The organism is Streptomyces sp. NPDC046870 (assembly GCF_040704595.1).
In the GTDB taxonomy this organism is placed as follows: domain Bacteria; phylum Actinomycetota; class Actinomycetes; order Streptomycetales; family Streptomycetaceae; genus Streptomyces; species Streptomyces argyrophylli.
The window spans coordinates 37908-58565 of the sequence record NZ_JBEYXM010000014.1 but is presented as its reverse complement, the minus strand read 5'-3'; the positions used below and the strand labels follow the sequence as shown (position 1 = coordinate 58565).

General features: G+C 70.0%; 18 protein-coding genes and 1 pseudogene. 11 read left to right on the top strand and 8 right to left on the bottom strand.

The annotated features are described in order from the left end of the window. Positions 1-44 precede the first annotated feature (44 nt). From AB0946_RS26620 to AB0946_RS26600, 5 genes are all read right to left on the bottom strand, one after another. Positions 45-1106: an ABC transporter permease gene (locus tag AB0946_RS26620; protein WP_366763166.1), complete on the bottom strand. Its 1062-nt coding sequence runs from the start codon at positions 1104-1106 to the stop codon at positions 45-47. Next, on the bottom strand, positions 1099-2607 hold the full coding sequence (locus AB0946_RS26615) for a sugar ABC transporter ATP-binding protein (protein ID WP_366763165.1): 1509 nt from the start codon (positions 2605-2607) through the stop codon (positions 1099-1101). Before AB0946_RS26615 ends, AB0946_RS26620 begins: the two co-directional genes overlap by 8 nt. A 20-nt stretch (positions 2608-2627) precedes the next feature. Further along, on the bottom strand, positions 2628-3704 hold the full coding sequence (locus AB0946_RS26610) for a sugar ABC transporter substrate-binding protein (protein WP_366763164.1): 1077 nt from the start codon (positions 3702-3704) through the stop codon (positions 2628-2630). Positions 3705-3805: 101 nt separating this feature from the next. Continuing rightward, positions 3806-4564 (bottom strand): SDR family oxidoreductase, encoded by a 759-nt coding sequence (locus AB0946_RS26605; protein WP_366763162.1) that lies wholly within the window; start codon positions 4562-4564, stop codon positions 3806-3808. Then, positions 4561-5868, bottom strand: coding sequence for an enolase C-terminal domain-like protein (locus AB0946_RS26600; protein WP_366763161.1), 1308 nt, complete (start codon positions 5866-5868; stop codon positions 4561-4563). Before AB0946_RS26600 ends, AB0946_RS26605 begins: the two co-directional genes overlap by 4 nt. Positions 5869-6171: 303 nt before the next feature. Here AB0946_RS26600 and AB0946_RS26595 point away from each other — a divergent pair, with 303 nt between their 5' ends. From AB0946_RS26595 to larE, 8 genes are all read left to right on the top strand, one after another. Continuing rightward, the gene (locus tag AB0946_RS26595) at positions 6172-6876 is read left to right on the top strand and encodes a FadR/GntR family transcriptional regulator (protein ID WP_366763160.1); all 705 of its coding nucleotides are present in this window, start codon (positions 6172-6174) and stop codon (positions 6874-6876) included. A 112-nt stretch (positions 6877-6988) separates the two neighbouring features. Next, a complete protein-coding gene (locus AB0946_RS26590; RefSeq protein ID WP_366763159.1) occupies positions 6989-7840 on the top strand; it encodes a fumarylacetoacetate hydrolase family protein in 852 nt (283 codons plus the stop codon). Then, the gene (locus AB0946_RS26585; RefSeq protein ID WP_366763157.1) at positions 7840-8835 is read left to right on the top strand and encodes an aldo/keto reductase; all 996 of its coding nucleotides are present in this window, start codon (positions 7840-7842) and stop codon (positions 8833-8835) included. Before AB0946_RS26590 ends, AB0946_RS26585 begins: the two co-directional genes overlap by 1 nt. Continuing rightward, complete coding sequence (locus tag AB0946_RS26580; protein ID WP_366763156.1) at positions 8832-9767, top strand: amidohydrolase family protein; 936 nt, start codon at positions 8832-8834, stop codon at positions 9765-9767. The genes AB0946_RS26585 and AB0946_RS26580 overlap by 4 nt, the downstream gene beginning before the upstream one ends. Further along, the gene (larA, locus tag AB0946_RS26575) at positions 9764-11044 is read left to right on the top strand and encodes a nickel-dependent lactate racemase (RefSeq protein ID WP_366763155.1); all 1281 of its coding nucleotides are present in this window, start codon (positions 9764-9766) and stop codon (positions 11042-11044) included. Before AB0946_RS26580 ends, larA begins: the two co-directional genes overlap by 4 nt. Further along, complete coding sequence (gene larB / locus AB0946_RS26570; protein WP_366763154.1) at positions 11041-11730, top strand: nickel pincer cofactor biosynthesis protein LarB; 690 nt, start codon at positions 11041-11043, stop codon at positions 11728-11730. The genes larA and larB overlap by 4 nt, the downstream gene beginning before the upstream one ends. Next, complete coding sequence (gene larC, locus AB0946_RS26565) at positions 11727-12908, top strand: nickel pincer cofactor biosynthesis protein LarC (protein WP_366763153.1); 1182 nt, start codon at positions 11727-11729, stop codon at positions 12906-12908. Before larB ends, larC begins: the two co-directional genes overlap by 4 nt. Continuing rightward, on the top strand, positions 12898-13725 hold the full coding sequence (gene larE / locus AB0946_RS26560; protein WP_366763152.1) for an ATP-dependent sacrificial sulfur transferase LarE: 828 nt from the start codon (positions 12898-12900) through the stop codon (positions 13723-13725). The genes larC and larE overlap by 11 nt, the downstream gene beginning before the upstream one ends. Positions 13726-13977: 252 nt before the next feature. On the opposite strand, the pseudogene AB0946_RS26555 reads toward larE, so the two are convergent. Continuing rightward, positions 13978-14103: pseudogene (locus AB0946_RS26555) on the bottom strand (IS5/IS1182 family transposase); the annotation flags it as partial. Between the two features lie 58 nt (positions 14104-14161). Here AB0946_RS26555 and AB0946_RS26550 point away from each other — a divergent pair. After that, a complete protein-coding gene (locus tag AB0946_RS26550) occupies positions 14162-14434 on the top strand; it encodes a YrhB domain-containing protein (RefSeq protein ID WP_366763151.1) in 273 nt (90 codons plus the stop codon). Positions 14435-14961: 527 nt separating this feature from the next. Here AB0946_RS26550 and AB0946_RS26545 read toward each other — a convergent pair. Beyond that, a complete protein-coding gene (locus AB0946_RS26545) occupies positions 14962-17361 on the bottom strand; it encodes a right-handed parallel beta-helix repeat-containing protein (RefSeq protein ID WP_366763150.1) in 2400 nt (799 codons plus the stop codon). 355 nt (positions 17362-17716) lie between these two features. Continuing rightward, on the bottom strand, positions 17717-18748 hold the full coding sequence (locus AB0946_RS26540) for an aldo/keto reductase (protein ID WP_366763149.1): 1032 nt from the start codon (positions 18746-18748) through the stop codon (positions 17717-17719). Positions 18749-18887: 139 nt separating this feature from the next. Between AB0946_RS26540 and AB0946_RS26535 the strand changes: the two genes are divergently transcribed. After that, positions 18888-19874: an alcohol dehydrogenase catalytic domain-containing protein gene (locus AB0946_RS26535; protein ID WP_366763267.1), complete on the top strand. Its 987-nt coding sequence runs from the start codon at positions 18888-18890 to the stop codon at positions 19872-19874. After that, complete coding sequence (locus AB0946_RS26530) at positions 19871-20632, top strand: SDR family oxidoreductase (RefSeq protein WP_366763148.1); 762 nt, start codon at positions 19871-19873, stop codon at positions 20630-20632. The genes AB0946_RS26535 and AB0946_RS26530 overlap by 4 nt, the downstream gene beginning before the upstream one ends. The last annotated feature ends 26 nt before the right edge of the window (positions 20633-20658 follow it).

The following is a 20658-nucleotide window of genomic DNA, read 5'->3' as shown; positions in this document are numbered from 1 at the left end:
CATTCGGGAGTGGTGCGGGCCGCTGGGCAAACAGCGGGCGGTGTCTAGTCCTGCGCCTTGCCTCCGGTGATGCGGGACAGCGCCAGGGCGACGAGGATGATCGCGCCGTTGAGGGCGCCGATCCACTGGGCGGGGACACCGCCGAGGGTGAGGACGTTCTGGATCAGGAACAGCAGCAGGATGCCGGTGAACGCGCCGAAGACCGTTCCCTTGCCGCCGTTGAGGCTGATGCCGCCGATGACGGCGGCGGCGAACACGGTGAAGATGTAGCCGTTGCCCTGGGCGGAGGCCACCGAGGCCAGGCGTCCCGAGAGCAGCAGGCCGCTCAGCGCGGCGAGGACGCTCGCGGTGACGATGACGATCCACAGCACGCGGTCGGTGCGGATGCCGGCCGCCTTGGCCGCGTCGACGTTGCCGCCGATCGCGTAGAGGGAGCGGCCGAAGCTGGTGAAGCCGAGCACGACGATGCCGATGGCGAAGAGGATCAGGCAGATCCACACCGAGGCGGGCATGCCCAGCCACTGGGCGGTGCCGAGGTAGAGCATCGACTGGGGCAGTCGGAAGAAGGTCTGGCCGCCGGAGATGCCGGTCAGGATGCCGCGCAGCACGATCAGCATGCCGAGCGTCACGATGAAGCCGTTGAGCCCGAACCGGATGATGAACAGCGCGTTCACCGCGCCGATGAGGAGACCGACCGTCAGGGTGACGGGGACGGACCAGGCGCCGGGCAGCAGTCCGACGCCGTGTGCCGCGCCCGCCGGGACGGTGAGCCAGGCCGCGACGCCGGGGGCGAGCCCCACGGTGGACTCCAGGGAGAGGTCCATCTTCTTGACGATGAGCACCAGGGTCTGGGCGAGGACCAGCAGGGCGATCTCGGACATGGTCTGCAGCACGTTGATCAGGTTGTCGGGCTGCAGGAACACCGGATTGACCAGCTGGCCGACGATCGCCATGACGATGATCGCGGGGATGAGTGCCAGGTCCCGTAGCCGTGCGAAGGCCAGCCTCCGCCCGCCCGCTCTGCTGGTGGCCGGCTGGTCGCTCAGGAGGTCCGGCGGGCCGTCGTCAGGACTCTTCGCGGTGGCCGCAGTCGCGTTCTCAGACATCGAGGTCCACTCCTTCCATTGCGGCCACGAGCTCGTGGTCGTGCCAGCCCCGGGCCTTCTCGGCCACTACTCGGCCCTGGAACATCACCAGGACCCGGTCGCACATGCGCAGGTCGTCGAGTTCGTCGGAGGCGATCAGCACCCCGGTGCCGGACTCGGCGATCTCCTCGACCTTGCCGAGGAGGAACTCCTTGGACCGCACGTCGACGCCGGCGGTCGGATTGATCAGGACCAGCACCTTCGGATCGCTGGCCAGGGCGCGGGCCATGACGACCTTCTGCTGGTTGCCCCCGGAGAGCCCGGAGACGGGCAGTTCCGGCCCTGGCGTCTTGATCGCAAGGTTCTCGATCATGGAACGGGCGTAGGTGTCCCGGCGGCGTCCGTCGATGAAGCCGGGCGGACCGAGCCGTTCGGGGATAGTGAGGGTGCCGTTGTCCGCGATGGACATCTCCGGTACGTAGCCTTGGTGGTGGCGGTCCTGCGGGACGAAGCCGGCGCCGGCCTTCAGGGCCGCGGGCACGCTGCCGGGGCGTGGACGCATCCCGGCGATCCGCACCGTGCCGGTGTCGGCGGCGTGCAGTCCGACGACAGTCTCCGCCACTTCGATGCGGCCGCTGCTCGCCGCGCCCGCGAGACCGACGATCTCCCCGCCGCGGATACGGACGGACACGTCCTCGTAGATCCCGTCGAGCGTCGCGTCCTCCACGACGAGCACATCGGGGGATCTGCTGTCCGTCGGGTGGCGGCGGGCCCTGGCGGCCTCGGTGGCGCCCTCGCCGGTCATGGCGGCGACCAGTTCGGCGCGGGGCAGTTCGGCCACCGGGGCGGTCAGGATGTGCCGGGCGTCGCGGAACACCGTCACCGTGTCGCAGATCTCGTAGACCTCCTGGAGGTGATGGCTGATGAACAGGAAGGTCACGCCCTGCCGCTGAAGGTCCCGGATCCGGGCGAACAGCCGGTTGATCGCGGCTCCGTCCAGCTGCGCGGTGGGTTCGTCGAGGATGATGAAGCGGGCCCCGAAGGACAGGGCCCGGGCGATCTCCAGGAACTGGCGCTGTTCGACGTCGAGTTCTCCCGCCGGAGTGCGCACGTCCACGTCGATCGACCAGGTCCGCAGCAGTTCGCGTGCCCTGGCGCGCACCGTCCGCCAGCTGATCAGGCCGCCGCGACCGCGGTCGTGCCGGTTGAGGAAGAGGTTCTCGGCGACTGTCAGCTCGGGGATGACGGTGGACTTCTGGTACACGCAGGCCACTCGCTGCCGCCAGCCGTCCCGGTCCGCCAGCCGGGGCGCCGGTTCGCCGTTGAAGGTGACCGTGCCCTCGTCCGGTGCGTGCAGTCCGGTGAGGATGGAGACCAGCGTGGACTTGCCCGCGCCGTTGCGCCCGACGAGTGCGTGGGTCTGCCCGGGTGCGATCGTGATCCGGGCGTCGTACAGCGCCACCGTGGAACCGAACCGCTTCGTTATCGCCGCCGCCTGGGCGACGGGCGCAGCCGTAGACATGTCTGCGAATCGCCTTCCGGTCAGCTGAGGTTGTTGCCCCACAGGGTGCTGTCGTCGCTCTTGAGGCTGGGGACCCCGCCGTAGGTGCCGCCGTCCGCCGTCACCAGGGGCGCGGAGAGCTGGTCCTCCAGAAGGCCCTCGCGGACCTGGATGATTGTGCTGTCGTGATCGGTCTTGCCGGGCTTGAACGTCTTGCCGTCGATCGCCGCCTTGAGGTAGTAGAGGGCGTACTTGGCGTAGAGGTCGGCCGGCTGGGAGACGGTGGCGTCGATCCTGCCTGCGGCTATGTCCTTGAGCTCCTCGGGGATGCCGTCGTTGGAGACCACGAACACGTGCTTCTTGTCCTCGGGTCCGACCAGCAGGCCCTTCTGCTTGAGCACCTGCAGGGTGCCGGAGAGCGCGAAGCTGGACTGCATGTAGACGCCCTTGATGTCGGGGTGGGCGGTCAGGTCGGTCTGGAGTTTCTGCGCCGCGACCGCGCCGTCCCAGTTGGCGGCTTCGCCGAAGACCCTGATGTCCGGATAGTTCTTCTTCATGCAGTCGTTGAACGCCTCCGTGCGGTCACGGCCGTTGACGGAGGCGAGATCGCCCTGGAGCATGACGACCTTGCCCTTGCCGCCCAGCTTGCTCCCGAGGTACTGGCAGGCCTTCTCGCCGTAGGCGCGGTTGTCCGCGCGCACGACCATGTACACGTTGCCGGTGTCGGGGCGGGTGTCCACGGAGACGACCGGGATCTTCTTCGCCTCCAGCTGCGCCAGGGTGGGTGCGATGGCGGCGGTGTCCTGAGGTGCCATCGCGACGCCCTTGACGCCCTGGCTGATGAACGTCTGGACGTCGGCGGTGAGTTTGGCGACGTCGTTCTGCGAGTTGGTGGTCTTCAGGTCGAGCTTGAGCTCCTTCGCGAACTGTGGGGTGTACTTGATGTACGAGTTCCAGAAGTCGGTGTCGGAGCGCGGGTAGTCGACCCCGACCACGGTGGAACCACCGCCCTGGCCCGAGGCCGACGCGGATCCCGAACCCCCGCAGGCGGTGAGTGCGGGGACGGACAGGGCGGCGAGGGCGCCGAGACAGGCGTACCTGGTGAACCTGAGCTGCATTGCACGCTCTCCTTGCTGACGGGGTCGCGCGGACGGGCTGCGTGCGCGACCGGTCGTGCGGTGTGCGGGTGCCGGTCGCGAGAGGAAGGGAAGGAGCGGAGTCAGGTACGCGGACGGATCCGCAGGCCCTGCATACCGCCGTCGACGGGGAGGTCGGTGCCGGTGGTGGAGCCGGACAGGGGGCTTGCGAGGTAGGCGATGGCCGCGGCGACCTCGTCGGCGGAGACGAGACGGCCCATCGGCTGACGGGCGTTGAGAGCGGCGCGTTCGGCCGCGGGGTCCGCGGCGCGGTCCAGGAGGCGGCCGATCCAGGGAGTGTCGGCGGTGCCGGGGTTGACGCAGTTGACACGGATCCCGCAGTGCACGAGGTCGGCCGCGGTCGCCCGGGTCAGGGCCAGCACGGCGCCCTTCGTCGCGGAGTACAGCACCCGGTCGGGGAGCCCGGCGGTGGCGGCGATGGAGCAGGTGTTGACGATGGCCGCGCTGGCGGAGCGGCGCAGATGGGGGAGGGCGGCCCGGGTCACCCGGACCATGCCGAGGACGTTGACGTCGAACACCCGGTGCCACTCGTCGTCGGCGTTCTCCTCGATGGTGCCCTGGGCGCCGATGCCGGCGTTGTTGACCAGGATGTCGATACCGCCGAGGACGCGCGCGGCCTCGGTGACCGCCTCCCGCACGCCCGCGTCGTCGGCCACGTCCGCCTGGATTCCGGTCAAGGGCTCGGGCAGGCCGTCGGGTTCGAGGTCGAGGCAGGCGACACGGGCCCCGCGGGCGGCCAGCAGGCGTGCGGTGGCCAGTCCGATGCCGGAGGCGCCGCCGGTGACGAGGGCCGTCAGTCCCGCACAGTCGGGAGCGCTCATCCCTCGGCCTCCTCGCTCCACACCGGGCCGTCGGGGTAGCGGTGGTCCGCCAAGGACCGCGGATGGAGTTCGGCGCTGATGCCGGGGGCGGACGGGGCGAGATAGCGGCCGTCGCGGATACGGACCGGGTCGGTGAAGTGCTCGTGCAGGTGGTCGACGTACTCGATGACGCGGTTCTCGGTGGTGCCGCTGACGGCCACGTAGTCGAACATCGCCATGTGCTGCGCCATCTCGCACAGCCCGACCCCGCCGGCGTGCGGGCAGACCGGGACGCCGAACTTGGCGGCCAGCAGCAGGATGGCGACGTTCTCGGTGACGCCGGCGGTGCGGCTGGCATCGAGCTGCAGGATGTCGAGGGCTCCTGCCTGGAGGAGCTGTTTGAACATCACCTGGTTGTGGGTGTGTTCACCGGTGGCCACCTTGACCGGCGCCACGGCCCGGCGGATGGCGGCGTGGCCGAGGATGTCGTCCGGCGAGGTGGGCTCCTCGATCCAGTACGGGTCGTAAGGGGCGAGCGACGCCGTCCAGTCGATGGCCTGCTGGACTCCCCATGCCTGGTTGGCGTCGACGGCGATCCTGATGTCCGGGCCGACCGCCGCGCGGGCCAGCCGCATGCGGCGTTGGTCTGCCTCGCGGTCGGCGCCGACCTTCAGCTTGATCTGCCCGAACCCGTCGGCGACCGCCTCCTTGGACAGCCGCACCAGCTTCTCGTCGTCGTAGCCGAGCCAGCCGGGGGTCGTGGTGTACGCGGGGTAACCGTGCTCCAGCAGGTGCGCGGTGCGCTCGGCGCGGCCGGGCTCGGCGCGGCGCAGGATGTCCAGGGCCTCGTCGCGGGTGAGGGCGTCCTGGAGGTAGCGGAAGTCGACCAGGTCGACCAGCTGTTCGGGGGAGAGTTCGGCCAGCAGCCGCCAGACCGGCTTACCGGTGCGGCGTCCGTACAGGTCCCAGACGGCGTTGACGATCGCCGCGGCGGCCATGTGGATGACCCCCTTCTCCGGGCCGAGCCAGCGCAGTTGGCTGTCGCCGGTCAACCGCCGCGAGAAGGCGCCGAGATCGGCCAGCACCTCCGCCACCGGGAGCCCCACGATCAGCGGGGCCAGGGCGCGTACGGCGGCGACCTCGACGTCGTTGCCGCGTCCCACGGTGAAGGCGAGTCCGTGTCCCCGGCCCCCGGCGCTCGTGCGGATCGTCACGTACGCCGCCGAGTAGTCGGGTTCGGGGTTCATGGCATCGGAGCCATCGAGGTCCCGCGAGGTCGGGAACCGCACGTCCACGGCCTCGACCGCGCTGATGAGCTCACTCATCGGGCCCGGCACCTTCGGTTCGCAGGGTCCGGTGTCGTGTCGGCTCCATGGCGACCACCCATCGTCGTGTGTCAACGAGATGTCCGCTCTGCTACGGCAGACGCTGGACATGGGATGGATTTATAGAGTCGCCCCGCCTTGGTGTCCATACCTCGGGAGGACTTATGTATGTGGTCGCCTTTCACCTGCATGTTTGCAGTGAAGGTATGTGTGTGGATGCCTTCGGGTCATCCCATCTCTTCCTGAGTGATGGGATGTATTGCTACGCTGCCGCCGCCTGGGCAACGAGCAGGGAGCAGCCGCATGTCACTGACCGACAAGGCCATCGACCGCATCAGGGACCTCATCCAGTCCGGCGAGCTGCCGCCGGGCGCCAAACTGCCGCCCGAGCAGCAGTTGGCCGCGGAGCTGGGGCTGTCGCGCAACCTGACGCGGGAGGCGGTCAAGGCTCTGGTGGTCGCACGCGTGCTGGAGATCCGCCGGGGCGACGGCACCTACGTGACCAGCCTCGAACCGGAGCTGCTCCTGAGCAGCATCGGATCGGCGGTCGAACTACTCCGCGGCGACACCCTGCTGGAGCTGACCGAGGTGCGCCGGCTGTTCGAACCGGTCGCCACCGGACTGGCCGCCACCCGCATCTCGGCCGGTGAACTGGACGAGGTGGAGCGGCACTTGGAGGCAATGCGGGCGGCCCGGGAGGACGTCGAGCGGCTCAACGAACACGACGCGGCGTTCCACCGGGCAGTGGTGGCCGCCACCGGCAACGCCACCCTCGCCACCCTGCTGGAGGGGATCTCCAGCCGGACGGTGCGCGCACGCGTCTGGCGCGGTCTGGTCGACGACAACGCCGCCGCCCGCACCGTCGCCGAGCACGAGGCGATCTTCCAGGCACTTGCCGCCGGCGACGCCGGCCTGGCGCAGGCCGCCGCGCTCCTGCACGTCAGCACCACCGAACAGTGGCTGCGAGAGCACCTGGAGCCGAACAGCGCCGTCCCGGACCGGCCGTGAACACCAGGCGGCTTACGACCCACCCTCGTCCATCACACGTCACCAGTCCCGTGCCCGGCCCCGACAGCCGTGGGCCACGGGCAGGCACGTTCGCTCAGTGAGGAGCACTTCGATGAGGTTTCTGCGCGTGGGCCGCGCGGGCTCGGAACGCCCCGCCGTCCTCGACACCGATGGCCTCGCCTACGACCTGACCCCGCTGACCGCCGACATCGACGGCGCCTTCCTGGCCGGTGACGGCGTGGAGCGCGCCCGCGCCGCGCTGGCCGGGGGAGCCCTGGCACGCATCGACATCAGCGGGCAGCGCACCGGAGCACCCGTGGCCCGCCCGGGCAAGGTCGTGTGCATCGGGCTGAACTACGCCGATCATGCCGAGGAGACCGCGACCCCGCCCCCGGCGGAGCCGGTGATCTTCATGAAGGCGTCCAACACGGTGGTCGGACCCGACGACACCGTCCTCATACCGCGCACCAGCACCCGGACGGACTACGAGATCGAACTCGCGGTCGTCATCGGCCGCACCGCCCGCTACCTGGACTCCCCGGCCGCCGCCGCCGACGTCGTCGCGGGCTACGCCATCGCCGACGACGTCAGCGAGCGCTCCTTCCAGCACGAACGCGGCGGACAGTGGGACAAGGGCAAGTCCTGTGAGACCTTCAACCCCCTCGGCCCATGGCTGGTGACCCCCGACGAGACCGGGGACCCCCAGGAGCTGGCGCTGCGGCTGTGGGTCAACGGCGAGCCGCGTCAGCACGGGCACACAAAGAACATGATCTTCGGGGTGCACCACGTTGTCTGGTACCTGAGCCAGTTCATGGTGCTGGACCCCGGCGACGTGATCAACACCGGAACCCCGGCGGGCGTGGCCTTCGGCGCCAACGACTTCCCCTACCTACGGGCCGGCGACGTGGTCGAGGCCGAGATCGACCGGCTCGGCCGTCAGCGGCACGTCGTCGGGCAGGCCTGATGTCCGCCGCGGCGCACCCCTGGTATGCCGAGCGGGTCCCCCTCGGCCGCTCCCGCGTCACCGTCAGCCGCATCGGGCTGGGCACCGCACCGCTGGGCGGTCTGTTCTCCGCGGTCGGCGGCCGGGAGGCCACCGGCACGCTGGAGGCGGCCTGGGCGGCAGGGATCCGCTACTTCGACACCGCCCCGCACTACGGTGCCGGGCTCGCCGAACGACGGCTCGGCGCCTTCCTGACCGGCCTCGGCCACGCGCGCGCGGACTGCACGGTGTCCACCAAGGTCGGCCGGCTGCTCGTGCCGGGCGCATCCGCACCAGGCGACGAGGACTTCCACGGCGACCCCGGCCTGGTCAGGATCCGCGACTACAGTGCCGACGGCGTCCACCGCTCCCTCACCGAGAGCCTGGAGCGTTCCGGCCTCGACGCCTTCGACATCGTGCTCATCCACGACCCGGACGACCACTGGAAGGAGGCCCTCACCGGCGCCTACCCGGCACTGGCCCGGCTGCGCGCCGAGGGAGCGGTCCGGGCGATCGGCGTCGGGATGAACCAGACGGCGATGCTCACCCGCTTCGTCACCGAGACGGACCTCGACTGCGTCCTCGTGGCCGGCCGCTACTCCCTGCTGGACCGCAGCGCGGCCGACGAACTGCTGCCCGCGTGCGCCGAACGCGAGGTGGGCGTCCTGGTCGGCGGGGTCTTCAACAGCGGCATCCTGGCGAACCTCGCATCCGACGCCACCTACGACTACGCGCCGGCCCCCGAAGCGGTGCGGCGCCACGCCCTCGCCCTCAGCGAGCGCTGCGCCGCCCACGGCGTGGCGCTGGCCGCCGCGGCGCTGCGGTTCCCGCTGCGGCACCCCGCCGTGACCGGCGTCGTCGTCGGGGCGCGCAGTGCGCAGGAGATCACCGTCAACGTCGCACACGCCGACGCGACGATCCCCGAAGAGCTGTGGACGGAGCTCGACGTCCTCGAATGCGAACGAGAGGGATCATGAGCAGGATCGACGCACACCACCACGTCTGGCGGCCCGCCTCGGCCCCCGGATTCGCCTCGGGCCCCGGCCCGCGGCGCCGCGCGCACCCATGGCTCGACGCGCCCGGCATGGCCTCGCTGCGCAGGGACTTCACCCTGGCGGACCTGGCGCCGGCGGCCCTGACGGCGGGCATCGACCGTACGGTCCTGGTCCAGGTCCTGCCCGACCTCGACGAGACCGTGGAGTTCCTGTCCCTGGCCGCGGCCGACGACCTGGTCGCCGGCGTCGTGGGCTGGGCGGACCTCACCTCGGACGGCCTCGCCGACACCTTGCACGCCCTGCGGGCGGCGCCCGGCGGCGACCGTCTGGTCGGCCTGCGGCACCTGGTGCAGAGCGAACCGGACCCCGGTTGGCTGAGCCGACCGGACGTGCGCCGGGGCCTGCGCACGGTCGCGCAGGCGAACCTCGCCTACGACCTGCTCGTCCTCCCGCACCAACTGCCCGCCGTCATCAGCACCGTCCGGGAGCTGCCGGAACTCACGTTCGTCCTCGACCATCTGGCCAAGCCGCCCATCGCCACGGGCGCACTCCAGCCCTGGGCGTCGCTGATCCGTGAACTGGCAGCCCAGCCCCAAGTGTTCTGCAAGCTGTCTGGCATGGTCACCGAGGCCGACCCCGACGACCGGAGCGTGGCCGCCCTGCGCCCCTACGCCGACGTGGTCCTCGACGCCTTCGGCCCGCAGCGGGTGATGTTCGGCTCGGACTGGCCGGTCTGCCTGCCGGCCGCCTCCTACGCGGAGGTCGTCGGCGCGGCGGAGGCACTGACCGCAGGCCTCACCTCGGCCGAGCGCTCCCAGGTCTTCGCCACGACGGCGGAACGCGCCTACGGACTGGACCAGAGCGACCAGCCGGGACGATCCGCGGACGACGGCTCAGTGGGGGTGGTCCGGTGAAAGTACGCCTGGCCTACGGGCAGTCGGGGCTCGACATCGAGGTCGATCCGCGCACGGCGACGGTCGTCGAACCCGTCCATCACGAGGGAGCCGCGGACCAGATGGCCGTCCTGCGCGCCGCGCTGCGTGACCCGGTCGCCGGACCGCCGCTGCGCGAGCGGGTCAGCCCGGGACAGACGGTGGCCATCTCGGCCTGCGACGGCACCCGCCCGCAGCCCCGCCACTTGATGATCCCGGCCGTCCTGGACGAACTGGAGGGCGTCGTCCGCCGGGAGGACGTGGTGATCCTCGTCGCGACCGGCACGCATCGCGGCAACGACGAGTCCGAGCTGCGGACGATGTTCGGCGACGAGATCGTCGACGGGGTACGGATCGTCAACCACGACGCCCGCGACACCGACCAACTGGCGTGGATCGGCACCTACGGCAACGGCGTCCCGGTGTGGCTCAACCGCGCGTGGTGGGAGGCGGACGTCCGCATCACCACCGGCTTCGTCGAACCCCACTTCTTCGCCGGCTTCTCCGGCGGCCCGAAGCTTGTCGCCCCCGGGCTCGCCGCGCTGGAGACCGTGCTCGTGCTGCACGACGCGGCGCGCATCGGAGACCCGCGCGCCACCTGGGGCATCACCCAAGGCAACCCGGTCCACGACGACGTGCGCGCCATCGCCGAGGCCACCGGTGTCACCTTCGCGCTGGACGTGGTGCTCAACCGGGACAAGGACATCGTGGCCGCGTTCGGCGGCGACCTGCTGCCCATGCACGCGGTCGCGACCGCCACGGCCAAGCGCTTGGCGATGCGCCCCGTCGAGGCGCCGTTCGACGTCGTCGTCACCACCAACTCCGGCTTCCCGCTGGACCAGAACCTGTACCAGGCGGTCAAGGGGATGTCGGCGGCCTACCAGGTGGTCCGGCCCGGAGGGACGATCGTGTGCGCGGCCGAGTGCCGCGACGGCTTCCCCGACCACGGCTCCTACCGCCGGGTGCTGGCCTCCGCGCCGTCCCCGCAGGCTCTGTTCGCCGACATCGGCGCGCGCACCGAAACGGTTCCGGACCAGTGGCAGGTACAGATCCAGGCCCGCATCCAGTCCGGCAGCCGCGTCATCATGCACACCTCCTTCCTCAGCGACGAGGAGCTGGCCACGGCCCATCTGCGGCAGACCCACGACATCACCGCCACCGTCGCGGAGGCGCTGGCCGCCGCGGGCCCGGACGCCCGCGTGTGCGTCCTGCCGGAAGGCCCGCAGACCATTCCCTACATCGGACGGGGGCGGCCGTGAACGAGGTGCTGGACCTGGGATACGCCCGGCTCGACCTCGGCCGTGAGGCCCGCCAGGGCCTGCCGGAAGTGGTCTACGGCCCCGGCAAGACCGTGGAGCAGATCGCCGGAATCGTCACCGGCCTCCTGCGTCACAACACCGGTCCCGTCCTCACTACCCGCGTCGCCCCCGAAACGGCGGCGGCGGTCCTGGGGCAGGTGGAAGGCGGAACGTACGACGAGAAGGCCCGGCTGCTGACCTGGCGGCCGGCCGCCACCGGGGAGTTCTCCGTCGTGGTGGCGGCCGCCGGCACCTCCGACGGCCCGGTGGCCGCCGAGGCCGCCGCCGTGGCATCGGCCATCGGGCTGGACACGACGGCCGTCCACGACGTGGGCGTGGCGGGACTCGACCGCGTCCTCCAGGTGCGCGACCGGCTGCAGAAGGCCGACGCGGTGATCGTGGTGGCCGGCATGGAAGGCGCCCTCGCCAGCGTCGTCGGCGGTCTGGTCCGCGCCCCGGTCGTCGCGGTGCCGGTCTCCACCGGGTACGGCGCCTCGCTGGAAGGCGTCACCGCGCTGCTCGCCATGCACGCCTCCTGCGCCGCCGGGGTGACCGTGGTCAACATCGACTCCGGATTCTCCGCGGCCATGGCGGTCCACCGCATCGCCCAGGCCCGGCCGGCGGCAGACCGTGGAGGCGCCGAGTGATCTGCTGGGTCAACCCGTTCACCGGGCTGGCCGGAGACATGCTGCTGGCCGCCCTGATCGACGCAGGGGCACCGCTGGACCGGATCCGGTCCGCCGTCGCCGCCACCGGTCTGACCGGCTGGAACCTGACCGCCGAGCGCGTCACCGACCACGGACTGGCCGCCACCAGGATCCAGGTGAAGGTCACCGACCCCCACACCGAGCGGCGGGCCGCCGAAGTGCTGGAGATGGCCGCCCGGGCGGCCCCCCGGCCCGTCGCGGCCCTCGCCATAGCCGCCGTGACCGCGATCGCCGAGGCGGAGGGGCGGCTGCACGACGCCGACCCGGCCGACGTCCACCTGCACGAACTTGGCGGCCACGACACCCTCGTCGACATCGTCGGCAGCGCCGCGGCCCTCCACGCCCTGGGCGTCACCGACTTGGTCAGCGCGCCCCTGCCGCTCGGCCGGGGCCGCGTCGATGCCGCGCACGGCGTCCTGCCCTGCCCCGCGCCGGCTACCCTCGCCCTTCTGGCGGGAGCCGCCGTCACGGGCAGCGACCTACCGGGCGAAACGGTGACACCCACCGGCGCCGCGCTGCTGCACGCCGCCGGAGCACGCTACGGCCCGCCCCCGCCCATGACCCTGGACGCCACCGGCTACGGGTTGGGCACCCGCCGCCTGCCCGACCGGCCCAACGTCGTCTCTGTCAGCCTCGGTTCCCCTCTCCTCAGCGCACCGGACGAGGACGTGGTCGTGCTGGAGACCAACCTCGACGACGTCACCGGCGAACTCCTCGGGCACGTCATCACCAGGGCGCTGGACGCCGGCGCCCTCGACGCCTGGACGACCCCGGCGGTGATGAAGAAGGGCAGACCCGCGCAGGTCCTGCACGTCCTCACCAGCCCGCACCAGGAACGACGGCTGCGCGATCTGGTGCTGACCGAGACCGGTGCCCTCGGCATCCGGCGCGTCGGCGCCACCCGCACCACGCTGCCGCGCGCCTTCGAGACGGTGGAGGTGGACGGGCACCCCATACGTGTCAAACACGGTCCGTACGCGGCCAAGCCGGAGCACGACGACGTGGTGGCCGCGGCCGCCGCACTGGGTCTGTCCCTGCGCGTCGTCGCCGTGCGCGCACTGCGTCTGAGCCGAGCGGGAACGATGACGACGAGCCAGGAGGAAGAACGTGCCCAGTGACGCCAACTTGGAGCACCGGCTCACGGACCGTGTGCGCGCGCTCGGCGGCCCCGTAGCCGTCGCCTATTCCGGCGGCGCCGACTCCGCGCTGGTCCTCGCCGCGGCCGCACGGGTGCTCGGGCCCGACCAGGTCCTCGCGGTCACGGCCGTGTCGGAGAGCCTGGCCGACGGAGAGCTTCTTGCCGCCCGACGGCTGGCCGACGACCTCGGGGTCACCCATCTCAGCCCGCGCACCCACGAGTCGGCACTCCCCGGCTACCGGGCCAACGGCCCTGACCGCTGCTATTTCTGCAAGTCCGAGGTGCTGGACACCATCGCGGCGCTGGCCCACGAGCACGGCTTCGAGACGGTGGCCACCGGCACCAACGCGGACGACGCCGCGGACCCCTACCGGCCGGGCATCCGCGCCGGCCGGGAACGCGGCATCCGCACCCCGCTCCTCGACGCGGGGCTGACCAAAGCGGAGGTACGCCGTCTCAGCCGGCACTGGTCGCTGCCCACATGGAACAAACCGGCGACACCGTGCCTCGCCAGCCGGGTTCGTTACGGCATCGAGGTCACCCCTTACCGCCTGGCCCGCGTCGACCGCGCCGAGGCGGCCGTCCGGACCCTCCTGGCCGAGGCCGGACTGCAGGTGACCGACCTCCGGGTCCGCGACCTCGGCGACCGGGCCCGCGTCGAGGTGGACCCGGCGCTCGTATCTCGGGTCGCGGCACTTCCGGCACTCGGCGAGGTGCTTGCGGCCGCCGGCTTCGCCGGCCCGCCCCACCAGGTCGAACCGTTCCACTCGGGACGGCTCAATACCGAGCCCTACTGACATAACAGCCCCCGGAGCACCACTGCGCCACACGGAAGACTCCGGGGCCCCGAGCGTCCTCACGACTGCTCCAAGACCCGCTCACTAGGGTCCGTCTTCAAATGATCGTTTGACGGTGGATCATGGGGCTGTGATCCGTCGTCATGAACTCACCGATGCCCAGTGGGAGTTACTGGCTTCCTTGATACCCAGTGCCGGCAGAGGCCGGCCTCGGGTGGAGGACCGCCGGGTGATCAACGCGAGGGTCTACAAACCCTTGCGAACGGCATCCGCACCCTGGCGCCGCAGAAGCGTCACCAGCTTCCCGAACTGCCTCGGGCTCAACCCCGTGAACGGGGCAATCCATGAAGGTTCCGACGCCGTGATCACGCCAGCCACACGGAGATCATTCCAGGCCGGTTAGTGTGCCTTCGTCGAGCCGGCGGACTGGAGACGGATGATGGAGCAGGACGAAGCCTTGCAGCTCGCGGTGGCGTTTCTCGCACGCAGCCAGCGCGATGACGAGCCGCCTCTCGCCATCGACACTCAGCGAGTCCGCGAGAGCAACGGGCTCCTGATCGTGCCCTACAACTCCGTGCAGTACCTCGCCTCGCGTGATGCGAGAGAGCAGCTGTTGGACTGCTGGCCCATCCTTGTCGACCTTGCACATGGAGACGTGCGGTTCGGGACTCTGGACGAGCGGCACCTGTGGAGGAACCTCAGCACCTGACGAGGCTGCGGCTGTCCCACAAACACAGTTACGGGGCAACTCTTAGTAGTCGTACTCCCACTGCCATTCCTCCTTCAACGGGGAGGGCGCTTCGAACAGGCGCGGTGCGGTGGCATCGAAGGGGCCCGGCTCATCCAGTACTCCGCTTCCCCCACAGCCCGGCTCTCCGGCCACGAAGGTGCGATACAGCTCCGGCAACACCACACCGTGGTCCTTTTCCCAGGCGTGAAGGGCCGGCTAGCCCAAAGGGCAGCGACGGACATCCACAGGAAAGGCTTCGCTCAGGAGGGCTGTCGAACCCGACATCGCATCATCCACGCCTTACAGGTATCACCGGCCGCCCATCCCGCGTGTTGATCCGCACAGAACCGCAGTGAGGTGCCGAGTCCTCGAAGGGCTTGCCCAGTGCCCGTGAACACCGCGCCGGCTGTAGGAACAGAGGGCCGTGCGGGGCGAGCGTACGCCCGTCCCGCACGGACGGTCGGCCGCACCTGTCGCGGCCTGAGTGATCGGCACCTACGGCGTGGTCACGGTGTGACGGCGACCGCGTCGAACTGGTTGATCGCTGCCTGGCTCACGTCATGGGACGTGGAGAAGATGCCGGCGTCCTGCTTGGCTGCGGCCGAGGTCAATGTCACGGGCTGTCCGATCGCGACGAAGTTTGCGCCGTCGTAGGAGTACGAGGCGCCGAACGAGGTTCCGGACCGGGTGAGTTTCACCCAGATGGGGCGGAAGACGTCGACAGCGGCGCGGGCATCGGCGTCCAGATACCCGTCGCCGTCGGTGTCCCACTGGAACACGACGCCGTTGCGAGCGGTCACCGCGACGACGGCGTACCCGGCGGATCCCCCCGCCTTGGTCATGTCGTTGCGGACCATGACACCGGACTTGGCCCACGGGCTGGCGTCGTTGACCGAGACGACTCGCGTGGAGACGCTCGAGCCGGTCCCCAAGGCACCGGCCCGGTAGACCGAACCGAACTGGTCGTCACGCTGACCGCCCGCACCCCATACGTCGGCGCCGGCCGCCGCGATCCCGAATCTGCCCCCGCTCTGGCCGAAGTAGGGGCTGACAGCCGAACCACCGGCGGTGGTGAACCCGGCTGCCACCGGTGCGTCGACCTCGCATCCGCTGAAGCCGAACTGGTTCGCGTTGAGCGACGTCCGGAACTGCGGCGCGACACCCGCCTGGCAGATGACCTCTCGTGCGCCCGCGGGCCAGTTGTCCCCGGAGACCTTGACGTTGTTGATCAGCTTGTTGTTGTGCGCCGCGGCGTTCGGCGTCGAGGCTCCACCCGAGTTGTACCAGTTGTTCTGGATGACGTTGTCGCTGGTGTTGTTGCGGAGGCTGTATGCGTTGGTGAAGAGGAAGGATCCGCCCTGGACCACGTTGTTCTCATACGTCATCGAGCGCGAGCCCTCGTCGAGGTAGAGGCCGACTCCTGAGATGTTGAACAGGTAGTTCTTGGCGACCACGGTTCCCGGGCTGGCGGAGAGGTTGTAGATCGATCCGCCGTCGGCGAAACGTGCCTTCGTGTTGTGCACGAGGTTGCCCTCGATGCGGTTGTTCTTGAGCGTGGTCGGAGTCGTGTACAGCGTGTTCCACTTGTAGTAGCCACGGTCGACGTAGTCGTTCGACCCTCCGGCGTCGTTGATGCCCCAGCCGTAGCCGGTGTCGATGCCGTCGTAGGGGACGTTGGAGACCTCGTTGTGCAGGATGCGGGCGTCCGTGACGTAAGTGCTGAGGATGCCGCTGTTGTCCTTGTAGTCCACCGCCACGCGGTTGATCGTGTTGTCGGCGATCAGGATGTCCCGGTTGGTCATTCTCGGGTCGCCGGGGTGGTGCGCGTCGGGCAGTACGCCGCCGACCGCTATGCCGTGACCACTGTTCTCCGTGAATCGGTTGCCGACGACGTCGATGTCGCTGGCGCCCAGTCCGACGCCGGTCCGCGTGGCGTTGGCGTCATTTCCGATGCCCAGGGCAGACTGGCCCAGGTTGGTGAACGTGTTGCCGGTGAACGAGACGCGGCTGGCGGCGGAGACCTGCACGGCGGCGGGCTCCTGGTACCAGCTGGTGCGCGCTCGTTCGAACATCTCGCAGCCGCGCGAGCAGCTGGTGAAGGCGTCGGCGGGGCGGTACTTGTAGGCGCCCTTGATGAAGAGGCCGTTCTGCTGGTCCGCGTACCCGTCGGTCGTGGGGCCGAGCCAGGAGGTCCCGGAGAACTGGATGCCGTCGAAGGCAAGACCGGTCACCGGCCTGTCATACGTCCCGCCGATGCTGATCAGTGTCTCCAGGCGGGGAAGCTCGATGTCGAGCCGGTTGGGGTCGACCCCGTCCGCCGGCTTGTAGTAGAGCTTCCCGGCACCCGGATCCACGTACCACTGGCCGACCTGGGTGAGGAACCTCAGCGAGTTGTCGAGATACCAGCTCGGTCCGGCCAGGAACGAGTTCTGGACGGTGTCCCAGCCCCACGTGTTGTTGTCCCACGCCGGTTGCGCCATCGTGATCTCGCTGCCGCTGATGCTCTGAACCGGCGAGTAGCGGTTCGTGAAGTCGCCGAGGGACTCGAACTCGATGCGCTCTTGACCGGGGAGCGCGGCGAGGTAGTTCAGTGCCGGGTTCTTGATGGTGAGTCCGGTTGCGGTGGGAGTGACGTCCGTGTTGGCCAGCCGGATGGCGGCGCGAGGTGCGATCACGCCGTTCACGTAGAGCTGGCGGGTGTCGAGGCCGCGGGGGGTGTCCGCCTCCCAGATGCCCGCGCCTGCCTGGGACTTGGACCACCCGGTGACCTTCTTGGCGCCGGTGATGACGGGGTGGGCGTCCGGGGCGGCGGTCCAGTGGATGGTGTGGTTCCCGCCGCCGTCGCCGGGTCCGAACCGGAGGGGCTCGGAAAGTCGATAGGTGCCGTCGGCAAGCTGAACGCTCACGTCACCCCGCTTGGCCGCCGGGCGGGCGACGTGCTGAGCGCGCTCGAGTGAGCACGGCTGCGACGGGCTGCAGTGTCCGGAGTCCTTCCCGTCCGGCGCCGCGAAGAACACCGTCCGGGGCGCGGCTTGCGCCTGGAGGGGAATGAGCGCTGATGCGATGACGGCGCAGGTGCCGAGCGTCGCGAGGAGTCCCGCCCTGCGCCTCCATCGAGCGCTCACCGAGCGTGTCGAGTCTGACGTCGATGTCATGTTCGATCGCTTCCTGTGACTGGGGCCTTGAGGCCCGCCACAGGGTTAGCATACGTATGATGTTTGCGACAAGATTCGTACGATGTTTGCTTGAGGCCCTGGAGTCCTAGCTCGTGCGGGCGGGGTCCGGAACGAGTCCTGTGAAGTGCAGTTCCTCCCACAGCGCCTCCGGTATCACCGCCCGATACCGCGCGACATTGCTGCGCACGTGCTCAGCGGTGCGCATTCCCGTCACCACCGAGGTGACCGCGGGATGGCGCAGCGGGTAGTGGATGGCGGCGGCGGGAAGCTCGACGCCGTGCCGCTCGCAGACGGCTGCGATGCGGGCGGCGCGATCGACGACGGACCGCGGCGCTGCCCCGTAGTCGTAGTACGCCGAGCCGTCCACGGCCGTAGTGCTCAACAGCCCGGAGTTGTAGACCGCCGCGGCGACGACGCCGACGCCGCGCGCTCGGGCGGCGGGCAGCAGGTCGTCCAGGGCCGATTGATCGAGAAGAGTGAACCGCCCGGCGACCATGACCACATCGACGTCGGTCCGCCTCACGAACTCGGTCAGCATGGCCGCCTGGTTCATGCCGGCACCGATGGCACCGACGACGCCCTGGTCCCGAAGCTCGGTCAGTGCGGTGATCCCGCTCGACGATGCCGGCCCCCAGTGGTCGTCCGGATCGTGCAGGTAGGCGATGTCGAGCCGGTCGGTCCCGAGCCGCGCAAGCGACTCCTCGACGGAACGAAGGATCCCGTCGCGGCTGAAGTCCCAGACCCGTCTCATCGTCGCCGGCACGACGAACCCGTCGTCGTCGAGCCGGTCAGCCGTGTCCGGGCTGTCGACGAGCAGACGCCCGACCTTCGAGGAGATGACCACACCTTGTCGAGGGGTCGCACGCAGGGCCTCCCCCAGGCGCCGTTCGGACAGCCCGAGGCCGTAATGCGGCGCTGTGTCGAGGTAGCGGATCCCCTCCTCGGCTGCGGTTCTGACGGCTCGACACGACTCGTCGTCGGTCGTCTCGGTGAACAGATTGCCGAACTGGGCTGTGCCCAGACCCAGTTCCGTGAGCCGGTGCCCGGTGCGCAGGCTCCGGACGGGCAGCGCTTTCTCCGTGGGCGCGTGGTCGCGCGGCGGTTGCTTGCTGGTCATGAGGTCGAGTTCTACCATGACAGCATACGTATTATGTTTCAGCTCAGGCTGCGCCACCCCTGTGGGCCGGTGCGGCCTGCGACATGGCGAGAGGGAGTCGATCGGTATGTTGGCGGCAAGCTACGCGGGCGTCCGCAAAATGACGGTCGAGGAGCAGGAACCGGTCGAGCCGAGTGCGGGGGAGGTGCGCATCGCCGTTGCCTACGTCGGAATCTGCGGCACGGACCTTCACGTGTTCCACGGGGACATGGACGGTCGGGTCAGCAGGCCGGCGACGATCGGACACGAGATGTCCGGCACGATCGTCGCCCTCGGCGCCGGCGTGGAGGGCTGGTCGGTCGGCGATGCGGTGACCGTCATGCCACTGGCCTGGGACGGCACCTGCCCGGCCTGCCGTGCGGGGAACGAGCACATCTGCCAGAACCTGGACTTCATAGGCATCGACAGCCCGGGAGCCCTTCAGGAGTACTGGAATGTGCCGGCGTCGACACTCGTGCGGCTGCCCTCGGACATCTCGCTGCGCAACGCCGCGCTCGTGGAGCCCGTCGCGGTGGCCGTTCACGACGTACGACGATCCGGACTCGCCGCAGGCGACAAGGCGGTCGTCATCGGTGCGGGCCCGATCGGCGTGCTGATTGCCATCGTTGCCGTCGCGCTCGGCGTCGAGGTCGTGGTCGCCGAGGTCGACGCGACCCGGCGGGCCGCCGCCGAGAAGATGGGGCTGACGACGCTGGACGCGTCGTCGGTCGACCAGGTCGCCTGGGTGGAGGAGTGGACGGACGGCGCCGGAGCGGACGTCGTGTTCGAAGTCTCCGGTTCGGCCGCCGCCGTGCTCGGCGCCACCAGCCTGGCGAAGGTCCGCGGCACGCTCGTGGTGGTGGCCATCCACTCGCAACCGCGGCCGATCGACCTGCACCGCGTGTTCTGGCGGGAACTGACGTTGCTCGGTGCACGGGTCTACCAACGCCAGGACTTCGAGCGCGCCATCGAGCTCTTGGCCGAGGGAGCCATCCCGGCCGAGCAGCTCATTACGGGCGTCGTGCCCCTGAGAGAGGTCGAATCGGCCTTCGGCCTCCTCGAGACCGGGCGGGCGATGAAGCTGCTCGTCGAGGTGAGCGCGTCATGAACCCGTACGACCTGACCGGGCGCCTGGCCGTCGTGACGGGGGTCAAGCGTGGAATCGGATTCGCCGTCGCCGAGGCTCTGGCCGCCGCAGGCGCCGACATCGTCGGACTCTCCGCCACCCTCGATCCGGCCTCATCGGCGATCGGCGACCGCGTACGCCGGCTCGGCCGTGAGTTCTCCGGACACCGCGTCGACTTCGCGGACCGGCGGCAGGTGACCCGCTTCGCCGAGGAACTCGCCGCAGGCGAGCGGCCGGTGGACATCCTGGTCAACAACGCCGGGACCATCCGCCGCGCCCCCGCGGCCGAGCATCCCCTGGAATGGTTCGACGAAGTGCTCGAAGTCGATCTCACGAGCACCTTCGTACTCAGCCAGGTTCTCGGGCGGCGGATGCTGGAGGCACAGTACGGGCGCATCGTCTTCACCGCCTCCCTGCTCTCGTTCCAGGGTGGGATCAACGTACCGGGCTATGCGGCCGCCAAGTCCGGCGTGGCGGGACTGGTCCGGGCGCTGTCGAACGAGTGGGCCGGACGCGGCGTGACCGTCAACGGCATCGCCCCGGGCTACATCGCGACCGACAACACCCAGGCCCTTCGGAACGACCCCGACCGGTCCCGCGCGATCCTCGAACGGATCCCGGCAGGGCGGTGGGGAACAGCGGAGGACATCGCCGGTGCCGCGGTCTTCCTGGCGTCCGACGCCGCGCGCTACGTCTCCGGCGCGATCCTGCCGGTCGACGGTGGCTGGCTCGGCCGATGAGGCCCTGACGCCACGGGGGTGCGGTT